This is a genomic window from Aeromicrobium sp. JP4, assembly GCF_054957925.1.
Genome location: NZ_CM143290.1, coordinates 2,238,503 through 2,262,482 on the forward strand (window position 1 = coordinate 2,238,503; position 23,980 = coordinate 2,262,482).

25 protein-coding genes and 3 tRNA genes are annotated in these 23,980 nt (G+C 71.8%); 13 read left to right on the top strand and 15 right to left on the bottom strand.

Annotated elements, in window-relative coordinates:
* The first annotated feature begins 1,314 nt into the window (after nucleotides 1-1,314).
* The gene (locus ACY1JX_RS10935) at nucleotides 1,315-2,415 is read left to right on the top strand and encodes a Fic family protein (RefSeq protein ID WP_462563978.1); all 1,101 of its coding nucleotides are present in this window, start codon (nucleotides 1,315-1,317) and stop codon (nucleotides 2,413-2,415) included.
* A gap of 443 nt (nucleotides 2,416-2,858) precedes the next feature.
* On the opposite strand, the gene ACY1JX_RS10940 is transcribed toward ACY1JX_RS10935, so the two are convergent.
* A tRNA-Arg gene (locus ACY1JX_RS10940) sits at nucleotides 2,859-2,931 on the bottom strand.
* Nucleotides 2,932-3,029: 98 nt separating this feature from the next.
* On the opposite strand from ACY1JX_RS10940, the gene ACY1JX_RS10945 reads away from it, so the two are divergent.
* Nucleotides 3,030-3,677 carry a TetR/AcrR family transcriptional regulator gene (locus ACY1JX_RS10945; protein ID WP_462563979.1) on the top strand — a complete coding sequence of 216 codons (648 nt, stop codon included), beginning with the start codon at nucleotides 3,030-3,032 and terminating at the stop codon, nucleotides 3,675-3,677.
* A 44-nt stretch (nucleotides 3,678-3,721) separates the two neighbouring features.
* A tRNA-Ser gene (locus ACY1JX_RS10950) sits at nucleotides 3,722-3,811 on the top strand.
* A 137-nt stretch (nucleotides 3,812-3,948) separates the two neighbouring features.
* Here the strand turns inward: ACY1JX_RS10950 and ACY1JX_RS10955 are convergent.
* The 4 genes from ACY1JX_RS10955 to ACY1JX_RS10970 all read right to left on the bottom strand — a co-directional run bounded on the left by ACY1JX_RS10955 (nucleotide 3,949) and on the right by ACY1JX_RS10970 (nucleotide 6,475).
* On the bottom strand, nucleotides 3,949-4,389 hold the full coding sequence (locus tag ACY1JX_RS10955) for a hypothetical protein (protein ID WP_462563980.1): 441 nt from the start codon (nucleotides 4,387-4,389) through the stop codon (nucleotides 3,949-3,951).
* A 1-nt stretch (nucleotide 4,390) separates the two neighbouring features.
* Nucleotides 4,391-4,479, bottom strand: a tRNA-Ser gene (locus tag ACY1JX_RS10960).
* 173 nt (nucleotides 4,480-4,652) lie between these two features.
* On the bottom strand, nucleotides 4,653-5,705 hold the full coding sequence (locus tag ACY1JX_RS10965; RefSeq protein WP_286930888.1) for a hypothetical protein: 1,053 nt from the start codon (nucleotides 5,703-5,705) through the stop codon (nucleotides 4,653-4,655).
* Nucleotides 5,702-6,475: a carbon-nitrogen hydrolase family protein gene (locus ACY1JX_RS10970; RefSeq protein WP_462563981.1), complete on the bottom strand. Its 774-nt coding sequence runs from the start codon at nucleotides 6,473-6,475 to the stop codon at nucleotides 5,702-5,704. The genes ACY1JX_RS10965 and ACY1JX_RS10970 overlap by 4 nt, the downstream gene beginning before the upstream one ends.
* 34 nt (nucleotides 6,476-6,509) lie before the next feature.
* On the opposite strand from ACY1JX_RS10970, the gene ACY1JX_RS10975 reads away from it, so the two are divergent.
* The 3 genes from ACY1JX_RS10975 to ACY1JX_RS10985 are packed head-to-tail and all read left to right on the top strand — an operon-like array spanning nucleotide 6,510 to nucleotide 8,593.
* A complete protein-coding gene (locus ACY1JX_RS10975) occupies nucleotides 6,510-7,484 on the top strand; it encodes an NAD(P)H-quinone oxidoreductase (protein ID WP_462563982.1) in 975 nt (324 codons plus the stop codon).
* Nucleotides 7,485-7,527: 43 nt separating this feature from the next.
* The gene (locus ACY1JX_RS10980; RefSeq protein WP_462563983.1) at nucleotides 7,528-8,028 is read left to right on the top strand and encodes a bacterial proteasome activator family protein; all 501 of its coding nucleotides are present in this window, start codon (nucleotides 7,528-7,530) and stop codon (nucleotides 8,026-8,028) included.
* A gap of 58 nt (nucleotides 8,029-8,086) precedes the next feature.
* The gene (locus ACY1JX_RS10985) at nucleotides 8,087-8,593 is read left to right on the top strand and encodes a WhiB family transcriptional regulator (RefSeq protein ID WP_462563984.1); all 507 of its coding nucleotides are present in this window, start codon (nucleotides 8,087-8,089) and stop codon (nucleotides 8,591-8,593) included.
* 1 nt (nucleotide 8,594) lies between these two features.
* Here ACY1JX_RS10985 and ACY1JX_RS10990 read toward each other — a convergent pair whose 3' ends face one another.
* The 6 genes from ACY1JX_RS10990 to ACY1JX_RS11015 form a co-directional block, all read right to left on the bottom strand.
* Entirely contained in the window at nucleotides 8,595-10,100 is a 1,506-nt protein-coding gene (locus ACY1JX_RS10990; protein ID WP_181753289.1) for a sodium/solute symporter, read from the bottom strand.
* The gene (locus tag ACY1JX_RS10995; RefSeq protein ID WP_181753287.1) at nucleotides 10,097-10,489 is read right to left on the bottom strand and encodes a DUF485 domain-containing protein; all 393 of its coding nucleotides are present in this window, start codon (nucleotides 10,487-10,489) and stop codon (nucleotides 10,097-10,099) included. Before ACY1JX_RS10995 ends, ACY1JX_RS10990 begins: the two co-directional genes overlap by 4 nt.
* Nucleotides 10,486-11,223: a LytR/AlgR family response regulator transcription factor gene (locus ACY1JX_RS11000; protein ID WP_286930893.1), complete on the bottom strand. Its 738-nt coding sequence runs from the start codon at nucleotides 11,221-11,223 to the stop codon at nucleotides 10,486-10,488. The genes ACY1JX_RS10995 and ACY1JX_RS11000 overlap by 4 nt, the downstream gene beginning before the upstream one ends.
* A gap of 64 nt (nucleotides 11,224-11,287) precedes the next feature.
* Nucleotides 11,288-11,893, bottom strand: coding sequence for an energy-coupling factor transporter transmembrane component T family protein (locus ACY1JX_RS11005; RefSeq protein WP_462563985.1), 606 nt, complete (start codon nucleotides 11,891-11,893; stop codon nucleotides 11,288-11,290).
* A complete protein-coding gene (locus ACY1JX_RS11010; RefSeq protein WP_462563986.1) occupies nucleotides 11,890-12,552 on the bottom strand; it encodes an energy-coupling factor ABC transporter ATP-binding protein in 663 nt (220 codons plus the stop codon). Before ACY1JX_RS11010 ends, ACY1JX_RS11005 begins: the two co-directional genes overlap by 4 nt.
* Entirely contained in the window at nucleotides 12,549-13,142 is a 594-nt protein-coding gene (locus ACY1JX_RS11015; protein ID WP_181753282.1) for a biotin transporter BioY, read from the bottom strand. The genes ACY1JX_RS11010 and ACY1JX_RS11015 overlap by 4 nt, the downstream gene beginning before the upstream one ends.
* Nucleotides 13,143-13,201: 59 nt before the next feature.
* Between ACY1JX_RS11015 and ACY1JX_RS11020 the strand changes: the two genes are divergently transcribed.
* Nucleotides 13,202-13,684: a TetR/AcrR family transcriptional regulator gene (locus tag ACY1JX_RS11020; protein WP_181753280.1), complete on the top strand. Its 483-nt coding sequence runs from the start codon at nucleotides 13,202-13,204 to the stop codon at nucleotides 13,682-13,684.
* Between the two features lie 84 nt (nucleotides 13,685-13,768).
* Entirely contained in the window at nucleotides 13,769-14,980 is a 1,212-nt protein-coding gene (locus ACY1JX_RS11025) for a hypothetical protein (RefSeq protein WP_462563987.1), read from the top strand.
* Nucleotides 14,981-15,002: 22 nt separating this feature from the next.
* Here ACY1JX_RS11025 and ACY1JX_RS11030 read toward each other — a convergent pair whose 3' ends face one another.
* Genes ACY1JX_RS11030 through ACY1JX_RS11040 form a run of 3 tightly spaced genes read right to left on the bottom strand, consistent with a single transcriptional unit; the run spans nucleotide 15,003 to nucleotide 18,316 of the window.
* Nucleotides 15,003-16,475: a GuaB1 family IMP dehydrogenase-related protein gene (locus ACY1JX_RS11030; protein ID WP_462563988.1), complete on the bottom strand. Its 1,473-nt coding sequence runs from the start codon at nucleotides 16,473-16,475 to the stop codon at nucleotides 15,003-15,005.
* A 19-nt stretch (nucleotides 16,476-16,494) separates the two neighbouring features.
* Nucleotides 16,495-17,634 (bottom strand): sensor histidine kinase, encoded by a 1,140-nt coding sequence (locus ACY1JX_RS11035; RefSeq protein ID WP_462563989.1) that lies wholly within the window; start codon nucleotides 17,632-17,634, stop codon nucleotides 16,495-16,497.
* 1 nt (nucleotide 17,635) lies between these two features.
* Nucleotides 17,636-18,316: a methyltransferase domain-containing protein gene (locus tag ACY1JX_RS11040; RefSeq protein ID WP_462563990.1), complete on the bottom strand. Its 681-nt coding sequence runs from the start codon at nucleotides 18,314-18,316 to the stop codon at nucleotides 17,636-17,638.
* 60 nt (nucleotides 18,317-18,376) lie between these two features.
* Between ACY1JX_RS11040 and ACY1JX_RS11045 the strand changes: the two genes are divergently transcribed.
* Nucleotides 18,377-19,093: a Fic family protein gene (locus ACY1JX_RS11045; RefSeq protein WP_181753273.1), complete on the top strand. Its 717-nt coding sequence runs from the start codon at nucleotides 18,377-18,379 to the stop codon at nucleotides 19,091-19,093.
* 266 nt (nucleotides 19,094-19,359) lie between these two features.
* On the opposite strand, the gene ACY1JX_RS11050 is transcribed toward ACY1JX_RS11045, so the two are convergent.
* Nucleotides 19,360-20,175: an HAD family hydrolase gene (locus ACY1JX_RS11050; protein WP_286930902.1), complete on the bottom strand. Its 816-nt coding sequence runs from the start codon at nucleotides 20,173-20,175 to the stop codon at nucleotides 19,360-19,362.
* A gap of 131 nt (nucleotides 20,176-20,306) precedes the next feature.
* Between ACY1JX_RS11050 and ssd the strand changes: the two genes are divergently transcribed.
* Genes ssd through ACY1JX_RS11070 form a run of 4 tightly spaced genes read left to right on the top strand, consistent with a single transcriptional unit; the run spans nucleotide 20,307 to nucleotide 23,930 of the window.
* Entirely contained in the window at nucleotides 20,307-21,344 is a 1,038-nt protein-coding gene (ssd, locus tag ACY1JX_RS11055) for a septum site-determining protein Ssd (protein WP_462563991.1), read from the top strand.
* On the top strand, nucleotides 21,341-22,459 hold the full coding sequence (locus ACY1JX_RS11060; protein WP_462563992.1) for a TadA family conjugal transfer-associated ATPase: 1,119 nt from the start codon (nucleotides 21,341-21,343) through the stop codon (nucleotides 22,457-22,459). The genes ssd and ACY1JX_RS11060 overlap by 4 nt, the downstream gene beginning before the upstream one ends.
* Nucleotides 22,456-23,244, top strand: a complete 789-nt coding sequence (locus ACY1JX_RS11065) for a type II secretion system F family protein (protein ID WP_462563993.1) — start codon at nucleotides 22,456-22,458, stop codon at nucleotides 23,242-23,244. The genes ACY1JX_RS11060 and ACY1JX_RS11065 overlap by 4 nt, the downstream gene beginning before the upstream one ends.
* Nucleotides 23,241-23,930 carry a type II secretion system F family protein gene (locus ACY1JX_RS11070; protein ID WP_462563994.1) on the top strand — a complete coding sequence of 230 codons (690 nt, stop codon included), beginning with the start codon at nucleotides 23,241-23,243 and terminating at the stop codon, nucleotides 23,928-23,930. The genes ACY1JX_RS11065 and ACY1JX_RS11070 overlap by 4 nt, the downstream gene beginning before the upstream one ends.
* The last annotated feature ends 50 nt before the right edge of the window (nucleotides 23,931-23,980 follow it).

Consider the following 23,980-nt stretch of genomic DNA (forward strand, 5'->3'; position numbering starts at 1 on the left):
TCGAGTCTGGGTACGGCGCGTTACGCGGACGTGTCGTCAGCCGCTCAACCAGATGATCTGACGGCGTGTCACGTAACAATCCGCACACGGGCGGCCACGGCCCAGGAAATGAAGAACCCCCGGCGACCTGGTGGTCGACCGGGGGTGGTGGCGCGCCCGTAGGGATTCGAACCCCAAACCTTCTGATCCGATTGACCACTTCTCGGCTCGGCCAAAGACGCGGTCAAGCCCGGATCGTTGCAATAGCGGCGCGTTTCTACGCTAGCGGCTGCTCCGAGCGCAGGGCGGTCAGCACCACATCTGTTCGGGCAGGGCGGGGGCCGCACCACGAAAGAAAACGAAGCTCTCCGTGGCGAGCGCCGGCACCTGGCAGGAGGCATCGGAGCGGAGCTGACAGGCTGATGCGGGGATGACGGAACGAGCATGACCAGCACCATCATCGACATCTGCATCAGCACCGTCACCGACGTCAGCACCGGGAGCACGGACCATCCCGACCATCCCAACCAGCTCGGAGCCCGAGTTGATGACCTCCGACAACCTAGCGGCCTAAGAGCGGACGACGATGGCCGCGAGCCACGGCCTGCGGCGCCACGGCGGGTTGTTGCGGACTTCGGAGGCGGGACGCAAGCTGCTTTGGTTGCGCAGCGAGATCAGCGCCTGGCTTGAACAAACTCCGAGGACCGATCCATCGTGAGATGGCCCGCCGTCGCTTGCCGCTCGATGGCACTCGAGGAGGTGACGATCGTCAAGGAGACGGCGGATCGCGTGCGCGTCCGAGTCCGCGACTCCGGCTGAGCAGCCGAATGGTTCAAGCCGTCGCCCCGTGTCCGGCTGGGCGTAAGCGGTAAACGACGTCGCCGTAAGTCGGAAAAGCAAGTCCAATATTCCGACTTGGGGCCGGTAAACCGGAATAGCGCACTTCCAATTCCGACTTACGGGACAAGACAACTAGTCAGGAGTGCTGGTTGCTGACCCTCTTGATCGCCGATGACCCTCGGCGCCGGACCGCTGAGGCGCCGGCCAACAGGAACGCGAACCGGGTTATTCCGACTTAGGTCCCCTAAGCCGGAATACTGGGTAGGCTATTCCGGGTTACGACAGGAGGGCGCAATGAAGCCACACGAGCGGAATGGGCATATGCCCGGCGGCGATGAAACTCTCGCCGCTGTGTCTCCCGATGTCGTCGGCGATCTAGTCGCCGTCGAGCGAGTCGGGGTGGAGCCTTCAGGCTCTCAGATGGTTCCGTGGACTCCGTCGGGTCGCGGCGGTAGCTACGACGACCGGACGTTGCACGAGGTCGAGGTGTCGGTCGTGCCCGACATCGCAGACCTTGTGCCGTCGGTCGGCCCGGGACTGTCCCGCGGGCTCGATCAGGCGACCGAGGTCATCACCACTCTCGACCGATCCCACGCCGATGTGCTCACTCCGCTGGCCACCCTGCTGCTGCGCGCCGAGTCTGTTGCGTCGAGCAAGATCGAGAACATCAAGGCCGACGTCGACGAGTATGCCCGCGCCCTGCACGGGGTCAAGGAGAACTCAAGCGCAGTCTCGATGGTCGCCTCGACACGAGCCTTGCGCGACCTCATCGGGACGGTGGACGACGGCTCGGACATCGTTATGGACTCGATCTTGGCCGCCCACCGCACTCTCATGGCCGCCGACCCTAGCGAGCGCGACTACGCCGGCAAGGCGCGCGACATGCAGAACTGGATCGGCGGGTCTGACTACAGCCCGCTCGGTGCCATGTACGTGCCGCCGGCACCTACCGCCGTCGAGCATCACTTGGCCGACCTCATGTCATTCTGCAACCGCCGCAATGTCCACCCCATTGTCCAAGCGTCGATCGCGCACGCTCAGTTCGAGTCCATCCACCCGTTCACCGACGGCAATGGCCGTATCGGCCGAGCCTTGGTCAACACGATCCTGCGGCGGCGCCGCGTCACTACCGCAGTCGTCGTACCTATTGCTTCAGCGATCGTGGCCCGCCGGGACGACTACTTCGATGCCCTGGCCGCCCACCGTGCCGGAGATGCCGGCCCGTTGATCGCCGCCTTCACCGCGGGGTCGCTGATCGCCGCGTCGGAGTCCTCCGTCAGCGCCCATCGACTCGCTCAGATGCCTGAGCGTTGGATCGAGGACGCCGGTAGGCCCCGAGCCGGCTCGGCGGCTCGCAAGCTCATCTCCGGCTTCGCGACCAATCCCGTCTTCAGCGCAGACGACCTGGAGCAAAGGTTCGTGGGTGCCACGTCGAGCATGTACGTCGCCATCGAGAACCTCACTGACGCCGGGGTGATTCGACCGCTAACCAAGCGGACGCGAAACCAGGTGTGGGTCGTGTCCTCCATCGCCGATGAGTTAGATGCGCTCTCGGTAAGGATCGCCAGCCGGGCGCGCACCGAACTGCGCAGCTGACGTACTCCCGGTGGGGCCCGCGAATCGGCTCAATTCGGGGGGTGCTCTGGCCACCCAGGTCCGCCCAGGTCAGATAGATAGCTACTAGCTGGAAACGACCTTCGCGAGGCCGACTGGTACTTGAGCCGTTGCCACACGCCGGGCCTGCCCTTCGTCCAGCATGCTGGCGGAAAGAAAGGCGCCAGCAGTACGCACCGCGTGAACAAGGCCTTCTACTAGCCCTGCGCGGCCGGGCAGGCACGTGGGAGTCCATCGCGGCCGCCCAAAAGGCCCCGCGCCGGCACGGCCGCTCGAAGCGGGCGACAAACAAGGGGCGCCGGTTGCGCACAAGCAAGCATCGCGGCGCAGCGGGACTGCCAAGGGTGCCCCGCTGGCGCATAACTGTTTCGAAAGCAAAATGGCCCCTGGAACGTGTCGGTTGACTGCTATTCCAGAGGCCTCTGCGCGCCCGTAGGGATTCGAACCCCAAACCTTCTGATCCGTAGTCAGATGCTCTATCCGTTGAGCTACGGGCGCACGCCCTTGCGGGCCTCGACGAGTCTAACGTGTGACCCCGCGAGGTGGGAAATTGGGTCTGCCGGACGCGCCGCCGCACTTCCCGTAAGTTGGAGACGATGGACGATTCCCCCCGCGTTCCACAGCGCCGCGATGCCGTGGCGAACCGCGAACGCCTGATCGACACCGCCGAGGTCTACTTCGCCGAGAACGGCCTCGACGCACCTCTGCACACCCTGGCCGCGGAGGCGAAGGTGGGCACGGGGACGCTCTACCGGAACTTCGCCTCGTTGGACGAGCTCGTGCGCGCGCTCTACGACCGGTACATCCGCTTCTTCGACGAGCTGGCGGAGCGTGCCGTGCAGATGGAGTCGGGCTGGGAGGGCATCGAGCTGGTCCTCGACGAGTGCATGAGGATGCTCCTCGAGAAGCGCATCGTGTCGGAGGTCATGCGTCGCCAGGCCATCAACGATCCCGACTACCGCCCGAGCCAGCGATGGATCGAGCCGCTGGGGAACCTCGTCAGTCGTGCGATCGACGAGGGTGCCGCACGCCCCGACCTGGCGGTCTCCGACCTCAGCGCCCTGGCGGTCATGCTGGGGGAGGTCCGGACCTTCGCGCCCGAGCACCACGAGTGGATCGCCGCGCGGATCCGAGGCCTCGTGCTCGACGGCATGCGAGCGCATCCGCACCCGGCCACGCCCCTGCCGGAGCTGCCCGAGCACTTCGACCAGATGAGCACCTCGATCATCAAGCGCTCGACCTGATTCGGTGACTGAGGGTCGGGGTGGGTATCCTGATGCGGTTGTCTGGAGATGTCGCATAGTGGCCTAGTGCGCCCGCCTGCTAAGCGGGTTGAGGTTCAAACCTCTCGAGGGTTCAAATCCCTCCATCTCCGCCAGCCAAGGTGGGAGCAGGTCAGCCTGCTCCCACCTTTCACGTTCGCTGGTGTCCTCGGGCCCAGCCAGGGCGGAGCTCGTTCCGCCAATCGAAGAGGGAGCAGGCTCGCCTGCTCCCTCTTCGCATGTCCTGTGAGCGTCAGCCCTCGGCCAGGTCGAAGCGCCGGTAGCCGTTGGCCTGGTTCAAGCGGTCGTAGACCTCGCGGATGAGCTCGGCGCGGCGGGTGCGGTCCACGAGCGAGAGCGGGAACGCGGTGACGGTGCCCGTGCCGTCGGTGAACCGCAGCATGCCGTCGCTGACGCCGACCGACTCGACCTGCTTCCACGTCACGTCGCCGTGGCGCCCGCGGGCGACGAAGCCGGCGGGGTCCAGGGTCACCACGGTCGGGGGCCGCAGGTTCATGACGGCGGCCACGAGCAGCGCGACCACCGCGACGACCGCACCCAGGATCGTGACGGTGACGCGCAGGTCACTGCCCGTCCCGGTCAGGAACGCGACGAGCACGCCCACGGCAGCGACGATGAAGCACACGCCGGCGAGCACCATCAGGTGCGACCGGTCGAGTCGATAGCGAGTCACGCAGAGGGGGCGGGATTCGAACCCGCGGCTGACACTGCTGCCAGCGACCGCTTTCAAGGCGGTTCCGATCGGCCACTCCGGCACCCCTCCAGGCCCGCCGCCGAGGCGACGGGACCTGGATCGATTCTCGCATTCCGCCGCGCGGGCGCCCCGACCTGGCACCCGAGCCCTCCACTTTTGGAGCGGGATCAACGTCCCGCGGGCGCAGGCACGTGCATCCCGATCCACAAGTGGGCGGGCGGGAGCGTGGTCGCGGCCTGAACTCAGCGCAGCGGTGAGAGGCGACCGGGCTCGGTGCGCTGGGCCTGCTGGACGGCGCGCGCGGCGCGCCGCGACCGCGGCCGGAAGAAGACCGCGCGGATGACCAGGCCGATCACGAGGCCGATGATCGCGCTGTAGAGCGTCGAGAGCGCGAAGTACGACGGGTACGCGCGCGGATCGATCAGCGAGTTCGCGACGATCACGGTGCCGACGACGGCGAAGACGCAGACCCACCAGCCCTCGCGGTACCGCGAGCGCATCGAGACGCCCACCACGAGCGCCGGGAACCCGATGAGGAACTCGTACGGGCGCGGGACGCCGCCGATGTTCTGGCGCAGCCACACGATCGTGTCGTCGAGCAGGTTCGTCAGCGCGGGCGAGCCCGCTGTCCGCACGAAGCTGCCGTAGTAGAACAGGCCCACCGCGACCACGGCCACCACGACGAGCAGCTTGAGGTGGCTGCGGCCGAAGCCGTGCAGGCCCGAGCCGAGGCGCCAGACGATCGAGATGGCGAGCGTGACCGAGACGGCCATGACCATGAGGCCGAAGGGGCGCACCTCGACCGGGGCGTTCCAGGCAGCGACCCCCACCGCGCCGCTGAGCGCGAGGACCAGCATCACGGCGTACTCGCGCAGCACCTGCACCACGGTGGCGGCAGGCCGGGTGAAGACGACGGCCGACACGGCGGACAGCACCGCCGTCGTCCCGGCGGCCGCGGCCAGCAGGGCGTTGACCCCGCTCAGCAGGGCCGCCGCGGACAGCAGGAGCGACAGGGACACCCAGATGCGCATGTACCCGCCGACGCGGTGCGTCAGCATCACGGCGAACGTCACGAGCAGCACGGCCGCCGACGGCCGCCACAGCCACGACGGGGCGCCGACGTCGGTGATCGCCGATGCGGCACCGGCGGTGCCGCACGCCCACGCGACGAACGTCGCGATCATGAGCAGACGCGCCCAGCGCGGCGAGTCGACGCGCGGCTCACGGGTCGCGACCTCGTAGGGGGTCGGGACCGACGTGTCGAGGCGGCGTCGGCCCGGCGGGGCAGTCGTCACGGTGTGGAAATCCTCCGGTTGGCGAGCGACGGGTTCACGTCGCGGGAAGCGCGAACGGCGTCCACCGCGACCTGCGCAGTGACCAGCTCGTCCCCCCCGGCGGCTTCCTCCACGATAGTTCCCCACGGGTCGGCGACCAAGGAACGGCCGGTGTAGCGAGAGCCGCCCTGGGCCGCCGCGGCCACCCAGACGGTGTTCTCGATGGCCCGGGCGCGCAGCAGCGTGCGCCAGTGCTCGGCCTTGTGCTCGCCGGCGACCCACGCCGCCGGGACGACGAACGCGTCCGCCCCGCGGTCGACCAGCGCGCGCGCCAGCTCGGGGAACCGGAGGTCGTAACAGGTCATCAGGCCGACCGTCAGGTCCTCCACGGGCACCACGACCGGCTCGATCTCGCCGGCGCGGAGCCGCTCGGACTCCCGGTAGCCGAACGAGTCGTAGAGGTGGATCTTGCGGTACGTCGCCGCGAGGTCGCCGTCGGGAGCGACCACGACGAGCGTGTTGTACGGGAGATCGTCCGTGCGCTCGAACATCCCCGCCACGATCGTGGATCCGAGGCGCTTCGCCTCGCGTGCGATGAGGTCGACGAAGGGGCCGTCAAGGGGCTCGGCGACGGCCGCGAGGTCGTGGTCGGCGGGGCCGAAGTCGTGCATCGTCGCCTCGGGCAGCACGACGAGCCCGGGGCCGTCGAGGTCGCTGAGTCGCGCCTCCACCTGGGCACGGTTGGCGGCCGAGTCGAGGGTGGCGGCCAGCTGGACGAGCGTCACCTGCATGAGGTCCAGTGTGCCGGTCACTACCGTGGAGCACATGCGAGCCGTCATCGTCGAAGAGCCCGGAGGCCCCGACAGCCTCGTCGTCGCCGACCTCCCCGATCCGGAGCCCGGCCCGGGCGAGGTCGCGGTGCGGGTCGCCGCGGCCGGCGTCAACCGCGCCGACCTGCTCCAGCGCCAAGGGCACTACCCGCCCCCTCCCGGCATCACCGACGTCCTCGGGCTGGAGTGCTCCGGCGTCGTCGAGGAGCTCGGCGAGGGCGTCACCGGCCTGGCCCCGGGTGACGAGGTCTGCGTCCTGCTGAGCGGGGGCGGCTACGCCGAACGGGTGGTCGCGCCGGCCGGACAGGTGGTGCCCGTGCCCGCCGGGACCTCCTTGATCGAGGCCGCGGCCATCGCCGAGACCTACGCGACCGTCTGGTCCAACGTCTTCATGCTCGCCGGCCTGCGCGAGGGCGAGAAGCTGCTCGTCCACGGCGGCGCGAGCGGCATCGGCACCACGGCGATCCAGCTGGCCAAGGCCTTCGGGGCCACGGTGGTCACGACGGTCGGCAGCGAGGAGAAGGCGGAGGTCGTCCGCCGGCTCGGTGCCGACGCGGTGGTGAACTACCGCGAGGACGACTTCGTCGAGACCTGCCAGGACCTCGGTGGCGTCGACGTCGTGCTCGACATCATCGGCGGCAAGTACCTCGCGCAGAACGTGGCCTCGCTCGCTCGTGGCGGACGCATCGTCGTGATCGGGATGCAGGGTGGGCGCAAGGGCGAGCTGAACCTCGGAGCGCTGCTGGCGAAGCAGGGCAGCATCGCGGCGACGTCGCTGCGATTCCGCCCCCTCGAGGAGAAGGCCGCGATCATGGCCGAGCTCGTGGAGAAGGTCTGGCCGCTCATCGAGGACGGCACCCTCGGGCCGGTGGTGCACGAGGCGGTGCCCCTCTCGCGGGTGGCCGACGCGCACCGCATCCTCGAGGAGTCGTCGCACGTGGGCAAGGTCGTCCTCGACGTCACGGCCTGAGGTCGCGCCGCGCCCCGTGGCCTCCCGGCCTAGGCTGGGGCGCATGACCGACGACCGGATCATCGACCCCCAGGGCCAGCCCGTCCCCGCCCCCGCGGAGCCCGAGCGCACGCCGCTGACCGACCTCGTGGAGCAGCCGGCGAAGGTGATGCGCATCGGCGGCATGATCCGCCAGCTCCTCGAGGAGGTGAAGGTGGCGCCCCTCGACGAGGCCAGCCGCGCCCGCCTCCGCGAGATCCACCACCAGTCGATCGACGAGCTCAAGGACGGCCTCGCGCCCGAGCTGGTCGACGAGCTCGAGCGGCTCAGCCTGCCGTTCGACGCCGAGGCCCCCAGCGACGCCGAGCTGCGTGTCGCCCAGGCCCAGCTCGTCGGCTGGCTCGAGGGCCTCTTCCACGGCATCCAGGCGGCGCTGTACGCCCAGCAGGTGCAGGCCCAGAGCCAGCTGCAGAACATGCGCCTCGCCCTGCCGGGAGGTGCCGGCGAGGACGGTGCGACGTCCGAACGCGTCACACCTTCCGAAACGGGGGGAATGTACCTCTAGACTGGGGTCACCTGCAGGATCGGAGATGGCAATGAGGCCGACACTCCCACCGTGTGCCATGTCACCGGCGATGTACCAGGACGAGATCCTCTTGTCCCCGCCGGCGCGGCGCGACGTCACCGTCGAGCAATGGCGTGACTACCTCGCGAAGCGAGCCGCGGCCCACCGCCGTTGTGCGGGCTGCGACGTCCTCGCCGACTGCCTGTACCGCTCGGTGGTCGACGTCGACGTCCTGGGCTTCGTCGCGTGCACCAGTGAGGCCGAGCGCCGCACGATGCGGCGCGAGCTCGGCATCGAGGTGCGGTTCGACTCCAGCCCCTACGGCACGGCACGTGTCGGAGGCGGTCCGGTCGACCACGCCGAGGTGATCGCCGCCCGCAAGGCCCATCCCGACGAGACCTGCCGCGAGCTGGCCCAGCGCCTGGGCTGCTCGACCTCCACCGTCAAGCGGCACCTGCGCCAGGAGCGCGAGGGTCGCGCCGCCGTGGTGACCACGATCGAGAAGCCCTCGGTCGGGGACGTGCTCGACGCGTTCGACCGGCTCGACACCTCGCGCAGCGTCTGACTCAGAACCGGCGGTCCACCTGCACCCGCTCCGGCGTGTGCAGGCGCACCATCGTGCGGCCGACGTTCGCCGGCACCCGCGCCCGGGTGGCCAGCGAGACGCCCACCATCAGCCCGAAGCCCACGGGCACCGACCAGACCGCCGGCTGGCTCATGAGCGTGCCCCACCAGCCCTCCACGTCGAGCGCGAGCGTGACGAACGGGGCCGCGCCGGCGCAGATCCCGCCGCCGATCAGGCCCGCGATGGCGCCGGCGGACGTGAGGCCGCGCCACCAGATCCCCAGCACGAGCAGGGGGCAGAAGGTCGAGGCCGCCAGCGCGAACGCGAACACCACCGAGCTGGCCACCGGGATCGGCTCGGCGACGAACGCCAGCAGCAGGGGCACCGCCACGCAGGCCGCCGCCGCGATCCGCAGCGCGGCGATCGAGGAGAGCCGCCCCCGCCACGGCGCGTGGTTGCTCAGGCCCTGCCCGACCACGCCGGCCATGGCCATCGTCACGCCCGACGAGGTGGAGAGGAAGGCTGCGAAGGCCCCGGCCGTCACCAGGGCCGTCAGCGCCTCGCCGGCCGTGCCCTCGATGAGGCGGCTCGGCAGCTCGAGCGCCACCGTGTCGGCGCGACCGGAGTCGATCAGGTCGGTCGCGTAGACGCGTCCGAGGACGCCGTAGAAGGTCGGCAGCAGGTAGAAGACCGAGACCAGGCCCAGCACGATGAGGGTGGTCCGGCGCGCCGCGTGCCCGTCGGGGTTGGTGTAGTAACGCACCACCACGTGGGGCAGCCCCATCGTGCCGAGGAAGGTCGCCACGATCACGGCGTAGGTCGAGTACATGGTCTGGGGGTTGGCGTCGCCGAGCGGGATCCACCAGTCGCTGGACGCCTGCGCCGCCGGACGCCCGTCGCGTGACCACGCCAGCAGCAGGAACATCAGCGGGATCAGGAGGGCGGTCAGCTTCAGCCAGTACTGGAACGCCTGGACGAAGGTGATCGATCGCATGCCGCCCAGCACGACGTTGAGCGTCACGATCACGGCCACCAGCACGGTGCCGACCCAGCGCGGGGCGTCCAGGACAGCCTCCAGGGTCAGGCCGGCGCCCTGGAACTGCGGGAGCAGGTAGAGCCAGCCGACCGCCACGACGAGGGCGGTCGAGACCCGCCGCACCGCCACCGACTGCAGGCGCACCTGGGCGAAGTCGGGGATCGTGTACGCGCCCGAGCGGCGCAGCGGGGCCGCCACGAACACCAGCAGCAGCAGGTAGCCCGAGGTCCAGCCGATGGAGTACCAGAGCATGTCCGCGCCGTTGACCAGCACGAGCCCGGCGATGCCCAGGTACGAGGCCGCCGAGAGGTACTCGCCGCTGATCGCCGAGCCGTTCAGCGCGGGGGAGACCGAGCGTGACGCGACGTAGAAGTCGCTCGTGGTGCGGCTGATCCGCAGACCGAACGCGCCGATAGCGAGGGTGGCGATCGACACGAGCGTGACCGCGACGATCCCCCAGGTGGGGCTCATGGCAGGGTGTCGCCCGGTTCGACCAGCAGGGCGAAGAGCCGCTCGACGCGCTCGACGTGGCGCACGTAGAGCCAGCCGAGCAGGATCAGCCCCGCGTGGACGCCGCCGCCGAGCACGAGCCACGGCACCGGGATGCCCAGGACACGGCTGTCGTTGAGACCCGGGACCCAGGAGAAGACCAGCGGCAGGCTCACGACGGTGAGCAGCAGCGTGATGGTCACCGTCGCGGCCGCGCGCAGCTGCGAGCGGATGAGCGACTGCATGTAGACCTCGCCGACGCCGGTGGCCTCGTCGATCTCCTGGCCCACCGTGCTGCGCACGTGCGCGGGGGCGCTCGAGAGGGGGCTGGTGATCCGGACCCGTCCGGACTCCCGTGGCTCCTCGGTCACGGCGTGTGCTCGCCGATCAGCTCGCGCAGGGCGCGGGTGTGGCGCCGGGCGACCTGCAGCTCGGTGGTGGTGCCGCCGGCCGCCGGGACCACGACGCTGGCGCGGCCCGAGGACATGCGGACCTCCAGGATGTGCGCGCGGTTCACCGCGATGCTGCGGTGGATGCGCAGGAAGCCGGCGTCGGCCCAGTCCTCGGCGAGCGAGGTCAGCGGCGTGCGGATGAGGTGGCTCGCGCCGTCCAGCGTGTGCAGCCGCACGTAGTCGCCCTGGGCCTCGGCATGGGTCACCTTGGAGCGCGAGACGAAGCGGGTGACGCCGGCCAGCTCGACCGCGATCGTGTCGTCGGAGTCGGTGCCCGCGGAGTCCGAGTCGGACACGGCGCGACGCACGCTCTCGCGCAGGCGCTCCTCGCGGATCGGCTTGAGCAGGTAGTCGACGGCGTTGAGGTCGAACGCCTCCACGGCGTGGGCGTCGTGCGCCGTGACGAAGATGATCTGCGGCGGCGACTTGAACCGGCCGAGCAGCCGAGCGATGTCGATCCCGGTGAGACCGGGCATCGCGATGTCGAGGAACAGCAAATCGATGTCGCCGGCGTCGAGTCGGCGCAGGGCCTCGGTCCCGGACCGGGCCGTGTCGATCGTGCCGATCCGGTCGTCGCGGCCGAGCAGCCAGACCAACTCGTCCAGGACCGGTTGCTCGTCGTCGACCACCAGCGTCCGCAGTGCGCGCGCCATGGGAGTGAGCCTAGTCACTCTGCGCCTCGTCAGTCTGCTCGACGCCGCGCCGGGAGGCCGGAGGTCAGTCGAGCACACCGCGGGCGTGCAGGGCGTCCCCGGTGTCGCGAGCACGCGCGACCACGCGCAGGACGAGAGGGATGGTGCGGGCCCGGATGCTCCGTTCGAGGCCGCGGGCCCGGGCCGCGTCGCGGGTCTCGGCCGCCAGCTCGATCGTGCCGGGGAGCGCGCGCAGCATGAGGGAGAACGTGAGGCCCACGCGGTCGGGGTCGACGCCGAAGCGCCGGAAGGGCCCCAACGAGCGCACGATGGTGTCCAACAGGTCGTTGACGGCCGTGGTGGCGGTCAGCACCGTGGCGGCCAGGATCAGCGCCGTCAGGTCGGCGACGACCTCGACGGCGCGCGGCCACCCGTTCTGCCAGGCGTTGAAGCCCAGCAGCAGGACCGCCACGATGACGAAGGGGCGCAGTGCCCGCAGGACAGAGCCCGGCGAGAGGCTCCCGAGGGCTGCCAGCGTGATCACCAGCACGACGAACCCCACGCCCGTCCACGGCCCCTTGGCGACCAGCACGGCGATCGCGAGCAGGAACAGCCCGACCAGCTTGGGCCCGGGGGACAGGCGGTGCAGGGGAGAGGTCCCCGGCTGGTACATCCCCAGTGGCGTGCTCACGACACTAGCGCCCGGTAGTGGTCGACCGCCGTCGGGGCCGGGCCGTCGAACGCCACCCGACCCTCGTGCACGACGAGCGCCCGATCGCACTGAGCGGCGAGGTCGAGGTCGTGGGTCACCAGCACGAGCTGCTGTGACAGGCCGAGCAGCACCTCGCCGACGCGGCGGGTGTTCGCCAGGTCGAGGAGGGTGGTCGGCTCGTCCGCCACCAGGACGTCGGGGTCGGTCGCCAGGACGGTGGCGATCGCGAGCAGCTGGCGCTGGCCGCCCGAGAGCGCGTGCACGCTGCGCAGCGCGAGGTCGCCCAGTCCGAAGCGCTGGAGCACCGCCGTGACGGCCCGCTCCCGCTCGGTCTTGTCGCGATGGTGCTTGCGCAGGGAGAGCGCCACGTCCTCGGCCACGGTGGGCATGACCAGTTGGGCGGCCGGGTCGGTGAAGACGAAGCCGACGCGCCGGCGGACCTCGCGCCCGTCGCGCCGGGTGTCGAGGCCGTCGAGCACCACGCGCCCGCTCGTCGGCTCGACGAGCCCGTTGACGAGCCGGGCGAGGGTGGACTTGCCGGAGCCGTTCGAGCCGATGATCGCGACCCGTCGCTCCGTCAGCCGGACCGAGGTCGGCTCCAGCCGCCCCTCGACGGCTGCCTCGACGAGCTCGATCACTTACGGCGTGCGGGGAGCAGGTCGGGGAACGCGCGGTGCACGGCGGTCGCGACCGTGGCCATGGCGAGGTTCTTGATGACGTCGCCGGGCCAGAACACGATGTCGACCTTGACCGCGGCGGCCAGGCTCATGTCGGCGCGCCAGACCAGGCCCAGGATGCCCAGGGTGTGGATCAGGACGGCGCTGGAGAAGAGGCCCGCGAGGAAGATCAGCGGGATGCTCGTCGCGACCTTGTCGCGGGGCAGCCGCTCGACGATGAAGCCGCACAGCGCGGCGGCGAAGGGGAAGCCGATCAGGTAGCCCATCGTGGGGCCGGCGAACACGGCCAGGCCCGCGGCGCCGCCCGAGAAGACCGGGAGGCCGGCCGCACCCATGGCCAGGTAGAGCAGCACCGCGAGGAAGCCGCGCTTGGCGCCCAGCACGGCGCCGGAGAGCAGGACGGCGAACGTCTGCAGGGTGATCGGCACGATGCCGGCGCCCACGTTGATCGCCGGGAGCAGCGCGCAGGCGGCGATGAGTGCCGCGAAGGCCGCGATGAGCGCGAGGTCGGTGCCGGTGAGGCGGCGGCGGGTGCTGGTGGTCGTGGTCATGTCGTCTCCTGAACGGTGTTCACCTGAACGGTGTTCAGGCTAGCCGATAGAGTGGCGTCATGGCCAACACCCGTGACGACGTGGTCTCCGGCGCCCTGCGCGTGCTCGACGCCTACGGCCTCGAGTTCTGCTCGATGCGACGCGTCGCGAGCGAGCTCGGGGTGCAGCCCAGTGCGCTCTACCACCACGTCCCGGACAAGCAGACGCTGCTGGCCCTGATGGCCGACCGGATCGTCGCCGGGGTCGAGGTCGGCGACGATGCCGCGAAGGCGGCCCACGCCCTCCGCGAGGCGATGCTGGCCGTGCGCGACGGTGCCGACGTGGTGGCCACCGCCTCGGCCTTCCGGCTCGGCGACTCGCGCATCGAGAACGAGCTGGCGGAGCTCACGACACCCGACCTCGCGCGCACCCTGCTGCTCTACGTGTTCGGGCACACCCAGGCGACCCAGATGCACCGCCAGGCCGCGCAGATCGGCATCCTCGCCGAGGATCCCGACCTGGACGCCTCGTTCGCCCGCGGGCTTGACCTCATCCTGCGCTGACCTCTCGTCCCGCTGCCCTCTCGGTGGCGGGCCGTGCCGTCGTGTTCTAATGGGAATGACATTCATTCCCAACAAGGAGCGACGATGACGAGATGGCGACAGGGGCGCCTCGCCCTGGCGGTGCTGGTGGCGGGCTCGGTGCTGGCCGCGTGCGGTGAGTCCGGATCCGGCAGCCCGGAGGAGGCGGACGAGCACGAGGGCCGGGAGGTCTCCGGACCGCGCCTCGTGGTGACGACCGAGGACGAGGTGCTCGTGCTCGAGCGCGACAGTCTCGAGTCCGTGGCAGCGCTCCCGGCAGAGGGCTTCACCCGCGTGAACGCGGCCGGTGACGGGCAGCACGTGTTCGTCTCGACCGAGGACGGGTTCCGCCTGCTCGACACGGGAGTCGAGGCCGAGGCGCACGGCGACCACGCGCACCACCGCGTGACGGGGGATCCGGAGTTCGGCGAGACGTTCGACGCCGCCGAGCCCGGCCACGTCACGGTCAGCGACGGCCGGACGGTGCTCTTCGGGGACGGCGACGGCTCGATCCGGGTGCTCGACTCCGAGGATCCGACCAAGGTCCTCGAGACCAGCGAGACGCCCGAGCCGCACCACGGTGTCGCCGTGAATCTGGGCGGCGACCTCATGCACACCGAGGGCACGGCGGACAGCCGCTCGACGGTCGTCCTGCGCGAGGGAATCGACGGCAGTGAGCTGGCGCGCACCGACGACTGCCCGGGCGTCCACGGCGAGGCGACCGCCGCGGAGGGCCGTGCCGTGGTCGGCTGCGAGGACGGCGTGGTCGTGGTCGACCACGGAACGATCACCAAGATCTCCAGCCCCGACGCGTACGGCCGGATCGGCAACCAGGCCGGCAGCCCCGCCTCGCCCGTGGTCCTCGGCGACTACAAGGTGGACGCGGACGCCGAGCTCGAGCGTCCCGAGCGGATCAGCCTGATCGACACGGAGAGCCGCAAGCTGCGCCTGGTCGACCTGGGCACGAGCTACACCTTCCGGTCGCTCGGCCGTGGCCCGGCGGGGGAGGCGCTCGTGCTCGGCACGGACGGCGCCCTGCACGTGATCGATCCCGAGTCGGGGAAGGTCACCGACCGGATCGTGGTGATCGACCCGTGGAAGGAGCCGCTCGACTGGCAGCGTCCCCTCCCGACGCTCGCCGTCGACGGGGACACCGCGTGGGTGACCGAGCCGGGCGCCTCGACGGTGCACGAGATCGACCTCGCCGCGGGCCGGGTGGCACGGAGCGTGGAGCTGCCGGGCGTGCCGAACGAGATCGTCTCGGCCGGCGCGCACTGACCGGGGCCGCGCCCCTGCATCCTCACCAGGAGGCGTGCAGGGGGCGGCCCTCGTCGTAGCCGGCGCTGGACTGCAGGCCGACGATGGCGCGGTCGGCGAACTCGGGCAGGGTCCGGGCACCGGCGTAGGTGAACGACGAGCGCACGCCCGCGGTGATCTGGTCGATCAGGTCCTCGACGCCGGGTGCCTCGGGATCGAGGAACATCCGCGAGGTCGAGATGCCCTCCTCGAACAGCGCCATCCGGGCGCGCTCGAAGCCGGCGGCGTCGCGCGTGCGGTTCGCCACCGCGCGCGACGAGGCCATGCCGAAGGACTCCTTGTACTCGCGGCCGTCGGCCCCGAACTTCAGGTCGCCGGGGCTCTCGTGCGTGCCGGCGAACCACGAGCCGATCATGACGCTGGCCGCGCCGGCTGCGAGCGCCAGCGCGACGTCGCGCGGCCAGCGGACGCCGCCGTCGGCCCACACGTGCGCGCCGAGCTCGGTGGCCGCTGCGGCGCACTCGAGCACGGCCGAGAACTGGGGCCGGCCGACGCCGGTGGCCATCCTCGTCGTGCACATCGCGCCGGGACCCACGCCGACCTTGACGATGTCGGCGCCGGCGGCGACGAGGTCGCGTGCGCCCTCGGCCGAGACCACGTTGCCCGCCGCGATCGGCAGGCGGCGGCCCGTGGCTGCCTCGTGGGCGTCGCGGACCTCGCGCACGAGCGGCAGCGCGTCGAACATCTTGGCCTGGTGGCCGTGGGCGGTGTCGACGACGAGCACGTCGATGCCCACCTCGACGAGCGCCTGCGCCTTGCCGCGCACGTCGCCGTTGATTCCGATCGCCCCGCCGACGACCAGACGGCCGTCGGGGTCGGTGGCCGGGGTGTAGATCGTCGAGCGCAGCGCGCCCTTGCGCGTGAGCACGCCCACGAGCGCACCACCATCGACCACGGGGGCGAACGGGACGTGCTGCTCGGACAGCAGGTTGAACATCTCGCGCACGTCGCCGTCGGACTGCAGCACGAACGGGTCGGTCAGCATGACCTCGCGCACCTGCGCGAAGCGGTCGATCTCGTGGGCCTGGTGCGGCGTGAAGACGCCGACGACCTTCAGCTCGGGACCGCTCAGCGACTCGACCACGACGGCGCCGCCGTGGGCGCGCTTCGGCACGAGGCTCAGCGCCTCGCCGACGGTCATGTTCGGGGTCAGCACGACGGGGGTGTCGAAGACGGTGTGGGCCGCCTTCACGCGGGCGACCGTGTCGGCCACGATGTCGAGCGGGATGTCCTGCGGCAGGATCGCGATGCCGCCGCGGCGGGCGACGGTCTCGGCCATGCGTCGGCCGGAGACGGCGGTCATGTTGGCCACCACGAGCGGCAGGGTGGCGCCGGTGCCGTCGGCGGTGGACAGGTCGACGTCGAAGCGCGATGCCACGTCGGACCGTCCGGGGACCATGAAGACGTCGTTGTACGTCAGGTCGTGGCTGGGCTGCAGATCGTTGAGAAACCTCACCGGTCAAGTCTACGGACCGTCAGTCCACCGTGGTCGGGGTGAACTTCGGAATCCGCAGCGTGACCTTCGTGCCCATCCCGGGCGCCGTCTCCACCACGAGCCCGTGGTCGTTCCCGTAGACCGTGCGCAGCCGCTCGTCCACGTTCGCCAGTCCCACCGACGGCGAGCTCGTGCGTCCCGCCAGGGCGGCACGCACCGTCTCGGGGTCCGAGCCCACGCCGTCGTCCTCGATCGAGATGACGCACTCCGTGCCGGCGTCCTCGGCGATGACGGTCAGCGTCCCGGGACCCGGCTTGCGCTCGAGCCCGTGGCGCACCGCGTTCTCCACGAGGGGCTGGACGGTGAGGAAGGGGACGGTGAGGCTGAGCACCTCGGGAGCCACGCGGGTGATCACGCGCAGGCGGTCGCCGAACCGGGCCTTCTCCAGCACGAGGTAGCGCTCGATCGACCGCAGCTCCTCGGCGAGGGTCGTGTAGTCGCCGTGCTGGCGGAACGAGTACCGGGTGAAGTCGGCGAACTCCAGCAGCAGCTCGCGGGCCCGCTCGGGATCGGTGCGCACGAAGGAGGCGATCGCGCCGAGCGAGTTGTAGATGAAGTGGGGCGAGATCTGCGCCCGGAGCGCCCGCAGCTCGGCCTCCATCAGCGCCGTGCGCGAGGCGGACAGCTCGGCCAGCTCCAGCTGGCTGGAGACCCAGCCGGCCACCTCGGTGGTGGTGCGGGCGAGGCCCGCCGAGGCGCTGTCGTCGACCACCACGATGCTGCCGACGACCCTGCCCTCCACCGACAGCGGAGCGACGATGACGCGGTTCGACGCCTGCGTGCGCCCGTGCTCCAGCGCCACGGCGACGAGGTGGGCGGTGTGCTCGGTCTCGTCGCGTCCGGCCCAGCCGAGGGGTCCGTGGGTGTCGGTGATGCCCACCGTCGGCGAGCCGATCAGCTGGCGCAGGTGCGGCAGGGCCCGGCCGACGCTCTCGGCGTCGAGCCCCGATCGCAGTGCGGGCGCGGCGAGGGCCGCCGTGTGGAGGGTCTCGTAGGTGGCTCGGTCCTCCGCCGACCCGAGGCTGCGGCGACGGCTCAGCAGCACCCACCGCGTGAGCAGGGCCAGACCGGCCAGCACGGCGACGACCGCCACCGCGATCGCGAGGTCGAGGGGGCTCACGTCAGTCCAGGGAGAGCAGGATCGCGTCCGGCGGATCCGGCTCGCCGGCCAGCGCGGACTTGTCCACGACGGCGCGGACGCACCGGGTCTCGTGCCGCAGGCGCAGCTTGGCGGCGCCCGACGCGTACTCGCGCCACAGGTCGTGCACCGCGCCGAGGGCCGACTCGGGCACGGTCGCGCGCCGGGTCTGCTCGGCGAAGCGCAGCAGGTGGGCCAGGTCGAGCTCCTCCCAGGCGTTGAAGACCTCGACCTCGGGAGGACCGAACAGCCCCGACGCCGAGAACGTGTCGACGGCCGGCTCGGGGGCGTCGCGGTCGCCCGTGATCGCCCGCAGGCGGCGCATCCAGGGGATGGAGTCGTCGTAGCGCCGGCTCATGCTCGAGAGCAGCCCACCGGGGACCAGCACCCGCGCGTACTCGGCCAGCGCGGAGGGCGACTCCTCGAAGAACGGGGTGATCACGACGTCGAAGGTGTTCGAGCGCAGGGGCAGCCGGTCGCCGCCGGAGCGGATGTACGACAGGTCGGGGTTGCGGACCTGCTCGACGTCGTCGCCCAGGACGGTGACGTCGTGGCCCTGCTCGGCGAGCTCGTAGGCCAGGCCGCCGTCGCCGAGGTGCAGCACCGTGGAGAGGCGGTCGCCCACCATCCACTTGGCCGCGCGCGCTGCGGGGATGACGTCCACGTTCCGAGGCTACCGCCGGTCACGCCCGGCGCCCGGAGGCGTGCTGGGTACGCTGCCTGCGTGTCAGATCCGTTCATCGCAGCCGCGTCCCTCGAGGGCGTTCCGTCGGCGTTCCGCGCCGCCCGCGACGGGATGGACGCCGTCCTGCGCGACCGTGGCCTGCGCCGCAGCACGCCCGACGACACGGCGCGATCGCTGCTGATCGGCGCCTGGGCCACGGCCACGCTGGAGGGCAGCGAGTGCGAGCTCGACGAGCTCGCCTCCGGCGGGGGCGACGCCACGGCCCGAGCGGCGGTGCGGCTGTCCACCGAGCTGCTCGGCCTGCTGCCCACGTGGCAGCGCTCGCCGGTGCAGGCGATGGCCCGGATGCACGCCCTCGCGGCCGCCGGCTCGGTGCCCGACGACGACCTCGGCCGTCCGGTGAACCCGGCCGGGACGGCGCGGCTGACCCAGCTGGCCTCGTTGCTGGGCGCGAAGACCGAGGCGCCGGCCCTCGTGGTGGCCGCGCTCGTGCACGCCGAGATCGCCTCCGCGGGCGCGTTCGTCTCGCACAACGGCGTGGTGGCGCGTGCGGCAGAGCGGCTCGTGATGCTCGCGCGCGGGGTGGATCCCGCGTCGGTCACCGTGCCGGAGGCCGGTCACGTGGCTGCGGCCCCCGACTACTTCGCGGCGCTGGAGGCCTACGGGGCCGAGGAGGCGGGCGTCCACCGCTGGCTGCTCTACGCCGCGGAGGCGTTCACGCGCGGTGCCGAGGCCTCTCCGCTCGCCTCGCGCTGAGGCTCAGGAGCCGGGCACAGGACGACGGCGTCGGGGCTGGCCCGACGCCGTCGTGAAAGTCCGCATCTCGGCTACCAAGCGTGCCTTCGTCAATCATCGCCTCGGGGCCGGCATCGCGAACGACGGCGGGTGTCCCGTCTGCGATTGCCCTGTGGAAGGGAGATCGCCGCGTGGGTACCTTGCTGCGGACTGCTCTGGAATTCTGTCTCCAGCGTGCCTCACTGTGACCCGAATCACAAGGGACTTCGGGGCACGGTGAGTGCGGATCACAGGGCTTCGCGCGGGCGGCGACGGATCGCCGCCGTGATCCCGAGGGCCAGCAGCGAGGCGGAGGCCGCGATCCCGCCGAGTGCCATCGCCTTGCCCGTGGTGGTCTCGGGGACGAGGCGCGAGCGCAGCGCCGTGGGCCGCTCGAAGGTCAGGATCGGCCAGCCCTCCTCGACGGCGCGGCGGCGCAGTCCCTTGTCCGGATTCACGGCGAAGGGGTGGCCGACCGCCTCCAGCATCGGGATGTCGGTCTCGGAATCGGAGTAGCCGAAGCTGTGGTCGAGGTCGTAGCCCTGGGAGGCGGCGAGCTCGCGCATCGCGGTGACCTTGTTGGGACCGTACGAGTAGTGCAGGACCTTCCCCGAGTAGCGGCCGTCGACCTCCTCGAGGCGGGTGGCGATCGCGTGCGTGGCGCCCAGCATCTCGGCGATCGGCTCGACCATCTCGGATCCTGACGCCGACACGATGATGACGTCGTGGCCCGCCTCGCGGTGCTCCTCGATGAGGTCGAGCGCCTCGGAGTAGACCAGCGGCTCGATCACGTCGTGCAGGGCCTCGCGGACGATCTGGCGCACCGTGACGGCGTCCCAGCCGGTGACCATCGCGCTGATCTCGTCGCGCATCCGCTCCAGCATGTCGTGGTCGGCTCCGCCGGTGCTGAACACGAGCTGGGCGTAGGCGCTGCGCAGGACGGCGCGCCGGCTGAGCAGCCCCTCGGCGAAGAGGGACTTGCTGAAGGCAAGCGTGCTGGACCTCGCGATGATGGTCTTGTCGAGGTCGAAGAACGCGGCGGGACGTCCCGCGGGAGTCGCCATGTGCCCCAGCGTAGGCGGTCGCACCCGCAGGATGCGGACATTCCTCCACAGGCTGCGTCACACTCGTCGCGCCGTCCACAGGCCCGGCTCGACCCCTCCCACTCGGCCCGGCGGCCCACGAGGGTGGGGCGATGGACGTACGCGAACCCGCCGCCGCACCCTTGGTGGTCACCCATGACGAGTCCTTCGCGGAGAGTGCGCGGCGATGGTGCGCTGCCGCCGGGCGCGAGCCCGAGACCATGGCAGCGGCGCAGGACGTCCGCCGCGCGTGGCGGTCTGCCTCCGCCGTGCTCGTCGACGCGCGCAGTCTCGAGTCGTTGCTGGCCGTGGACCTGCCACGACGTGACGAGGTGGTGGTCGTCGCCGGGGACCCGCGCGAGGCCTGGCGTCCCGCCCTCGACCTGGGCGCGCGCGACGTGCTGGCCGACGACGAGGACGCCGCCATCGTGGGTGCCCTGGTACGCGCGCTCGACGGCTCGGGGGAGGCGTGCGCGATCGCGGTCGTCGGGGCCTGCGGTGGGGTCGGCGCGTCCACGCTGGCCGCGGCGACCGCCGGTCTGGCGGCGCGGCGCGACCTGAGGCCGGTGCTCGTCGACGGCGATCCGATGGGAGGCGGGCTCGATCTCGTCACGGGTGCCGAGGCCGTCGACGGGTCGCGCTGGAACGACCTCGACGGGGCGGTGGGCCACGTGGGCGCGGCCGAGCTCGTCGAGAACCTGCCCGTCCACCGAGGCCTCGCGCTCGTGTCGTTCGGCCGGGCCGGTCGACCGGTCCACGGCAGCGCACCGGTGATCAGCGCCGCGATGCGGGGGTTCGATGTCGTGGTCGCCGACGTGCCCCGGCACCTGGACGACCTCGGTCGCGAGCTGGTGTCGCGCTCGGTGCTCACGGTGGTCGTCGTGCCACGACGGCTCCGGGGCCTGGTGGCGGCGCGCGCGCTGGTCGACCGGCTCGCGTCATGGTCGGGTGCGGTCGCGATCGTCACCCGACCGGCGCCCTCGGGGATGCCGGCGGCTGCCGTCGGCAAGGAGTTGGGCTTGCCCGTGCTGGCCGACCTCGGCACCTCACGAAGACTGGCGGCCGACCTCGAGCACGGCATCGGTCCGATGCACGCCCGCACCGTGGTGGGTGCGGCACGGCGGGTGCTCGACACGGTCGGGCTGCGGTGAGCGGCGTCCGTCCCGAGGTGGTCGAGCGCGTCCGCCGACGGCTGGCCGCGTCGGGGGCCGAGCCCACGCCGCACTCGGTGGCCGAGGCGTTGCGCGTGGAGGACCAACTGTGGGGGACCACCACGGTGCTCGCGATCGTCGAGCAGCTCCGCAGCGAGGTGCTGGGTGCCGGGGTGCTGCAGCCGCTGCTCGACCTGCCGGGCGTCACCGACGTCCTCGTGAACGGGGCTGGCGGGGTCTACGTCGATGCGGGTGAAGGGCTGGTGCTGCGGCCCGACGTCACCTTCGCCGACGAGCCCACGGTGCGCCGACTGGCCCAGCGGCTCGCGGCCACCGCGGGACGCCGGCTCGACGACGCCTCGCCGTGGGTCGACGGCCGTCTCGGTGACGGCACCCGGTTGCACGCCGTGCTGTCGCCGGTGGCGCGCACGGGCACCGTGATCTCACTGCGCGTGCCACCCCGCCGAGCGATGACCCTCGCCGAGCTGGAGGCGGGCGGTTCCGTCGCGCCGCCGATGGCCGACGCCCTGCGGGACCTGGTCGCCACCCGCCGCAGCTTCCTCGTCACGGGCGGCACGGGGACCGGGAAGACCACCGTCCTGGCGGCCCTCCTCGGGCTCGTTCCGGTCGAGCATCGGATCGTGGTGGTCGAGGACTCCGACGAGCTGCGGCCGCGCCACCCGCACGTCGTCGGGCTCGTCGCCCGGCCGCCGAACGTCGAGGGCGCGGGCACCGTCGGGCTCCGCGATCTCGTCCGCCAGGCCCTGCGGATGCGCCCGGACCGGATCGTGGTGGGCGAGGTGCGCGGCGCCGAGGTCGTCGACCTCCTGGCGGCGCTCAACACCGGTCACGAGGGTGGCTGCGGCACGGTGCACGCGAACGCACCCGACGACGTCCCGGCCCGAATGGAGGCGCTCGGCATCGCGGCCGGGCTCAGTCGCGACGCGGTCCACGCCCAGGTCGCCGCCGGCCTCGACGCCGTCGTCCACGTCGCCCGCCACGCCGACGGGATGCGCGAGGTCGCCGCGCTGGCCGACCTCGGCACCGACCAGCGCGGCCGGTTGCTCGTGCGACCCCGGCTGCGGGTCCACCGCGGCCGGCCCGTCGACCCGTGAGGGAGGTCGGTGCGCTGCTGGCGATCGCGGCGGTGCTGGTCTGGCGGCCGCCGTGGTCCTGGGTGCGGCTGCGGACGGAACGGCCCGCGCGACGACGGCCCGGTCCGCGATCGTTCCTCGCACTGGTGGGCCTCGGCTCGGCGCTCAGCCTGGCCATCCTGCCGCCTGCGCCCACGATCCTGGCCTGGACCGGCTCGGCCGTGGCCGTGGCCGCCGGCGTCCGGTACGCCAGGTCGCGGGCCCGCCGAGCCCGCCTCGCCGTCCGGGACGAGTGCCAGCTGGCGATCGACGGGCTCGTCGGCGAGCTCCGCAGCGGGATCCCGCCGGCCACGGCCGTGCAGCGGCTCGAGAGCGAGGCGCCGATCTTGCGTCCTGCCGCGATGGCGGCGATGACCGGTGGTGACGTGGCGGCCGCCCTGCTGGAGGTCGGCCGCCGCCCGGGTGCTGGCTCGCTCGGGTCGCTCGGCCAAGCCTGGGCGGTGTCGCAGACGTGCGGTGTGCCGCTCGCCGACACGCTCGAGCGCGTGCGCGAGGCGGCACGGGAGGAGCGTGAGCTCGACCGCGAGCTGGCCGCCGGCGTCGCCCCGGCGCGCGCGACCGCCCTGCTGGTGATAGCGATGCCGCCCCTGGGGCTCGGCCTGGGCACCGGACTCGGGGTCGACCCGTTGCGGGTCGTCACCACCACGACCGCCGGGGCACTCTGCGTCGCGCTCGGCGTCGGGTTCGCGGTCGCCGGGGTGCTGTGGATCGAGCGGATCGCCGATCGTCTCGAGGCCGGCGAGTGATCGCGGGCCTGCTGGTCGCGTGCGCGCTGCTGCTCGTGGTGCCCGGGCCGGCGCGCCGGCGCCGTCGACGGCTGCGCCGTGACGCACCCCCGCGGCGGATCGACCGCGCCGTGCTCGCCGCGGTCTGCGTCCCGCTGGCCGGCTGGATGGTCTTCGGAGGCGTCGGACTGCTGGCCGGAGTCGCCGTCGCGCCCCTCGTGCACCGCCACGTGGGCCGCTGGGAGCCCGCACGCGAGACGCGACGCAGGATCCTGCTCGTCCGAGGTGCGCCCCTCGCGCTCGATCTGGTGGCGGCGGTCCTCGCGGCGGGCCGGTCGCCGCACGAGGCCGTCATCGCGGTCGCGACGCAGACGCCCGGTCCCGTGGGTCACCAGCTGACGGTGCTCGCCCGCCGCGTGCGGCTGGCGGCGGACCCGGCCACGGCGTGGAGATCACTCGACGGCGACGTCCTCGAGCCGGTCGGGCGCGCGTTCGCGCGGGCGGAGGCGTCCGGAGCCGCCGTCGTCCCGCTGATCCGCGACGCCGCCGAGGACCTCCGGCGTGCCGATCGCGCGCAGCGGCGCGAGGCGGTGGGACGGGTCGGGGTCCGCACCACCCTGCCGATGGGGCTCTGCCTGCTGCCGGCGTTCGTCCTGGTCGGCGTCGCGCCGACGGTGCTCGCGGTCCTCGGCTCGGTTCGCTTCTGAGTTGTCCCCATGGGGAGCCCACGCCGTCGGGCTTGTCCCCAGCCCGCAGC

Coding starts and splice junctions, on each gene's coding strand:
- ACY1JX_RS10945 (WP_462563979.1), top strand. CDS start 3,030: ATGGACGATTCCCCCCGCGTTCCACAGCGCCGCGATGCCGTGGCGAAC.
- ACY1JX_RS10970 (WP_462563981.1), bottom strand. CDS start 6,475: ATGCAGGTGACGCTCGTCCAGCTGGCCGCCACCCTCGACTCGGCCGCC.
- ACY1JX_RS10975 (WP_462563982.1), top strand. CDS start 6,510: ATGCGAGCCGTCATCGTCGAAGAGCCCGGAGGCCCCGACAGCCTCGTC.
- ACY1JX_RS10980 (WP_462563983.1), top strand. CDS start 7,528: ATGACCGACGACCGGATCATCGACCCCCAGGGCCAGCCCGTCCCCGCC.
- ACY1JX_RS10985 (WP_462563984.1), top strand. CDS start 8,087: ATGTCACCGGCGATGTACCAGGACGAGATCCTCTTGTCCCCGCCGGCG.
- ACY1JX_RS10990 (WP_181753289.1), bottom strand. CDS start 10,100: ATGAGCCCCACCTGGGGGATCGTCGCGGTCACGCTCGTGTCGATCGCC.
- ACY1JX_RS11000 (WP_286930893.1), bottom strand. CDS start 11,223: ATGGCGCGCGCACTGCGGACGCTGGTGGTCGACGACGAGCAACCGGTC.
- ACY1JX_RS11015 (WP_181753282.1), bottom strand. CDS start 13,142: ATGACCACGACCACCAGCACCCGCCGCCGCCTCACCGGCACCGACCTC.
- ACY1JX_RS11020 (WP_181753280.1), top strand. CDS start 13,202: ATGGCCAACACCCGTGACGACGTGGTCTCCGGCGCCCTGCGCGTGCTC.
- ACY1JX_RS11025 (WP_462563987.1), top strand. CDS start 13,769: ATGACGAGATGGCGACAGGGGCGCCTCGCCCTGGCGGTGCTGGTGGCG.
- ACY1JX_RS11050 (WP_286930902.1), bottom strand. CDS start 20,175: ATGGCGACTCCCGCGGGACGTCCCGCCGCGTTCTTCGACCTCGACAAG.
- ssd (WP_462563991.1), top strand. CDS start 20,307: ATGGACGTACGCGAACCCGCCGCCGCACCCTTGGTGGTCACCCATGAC.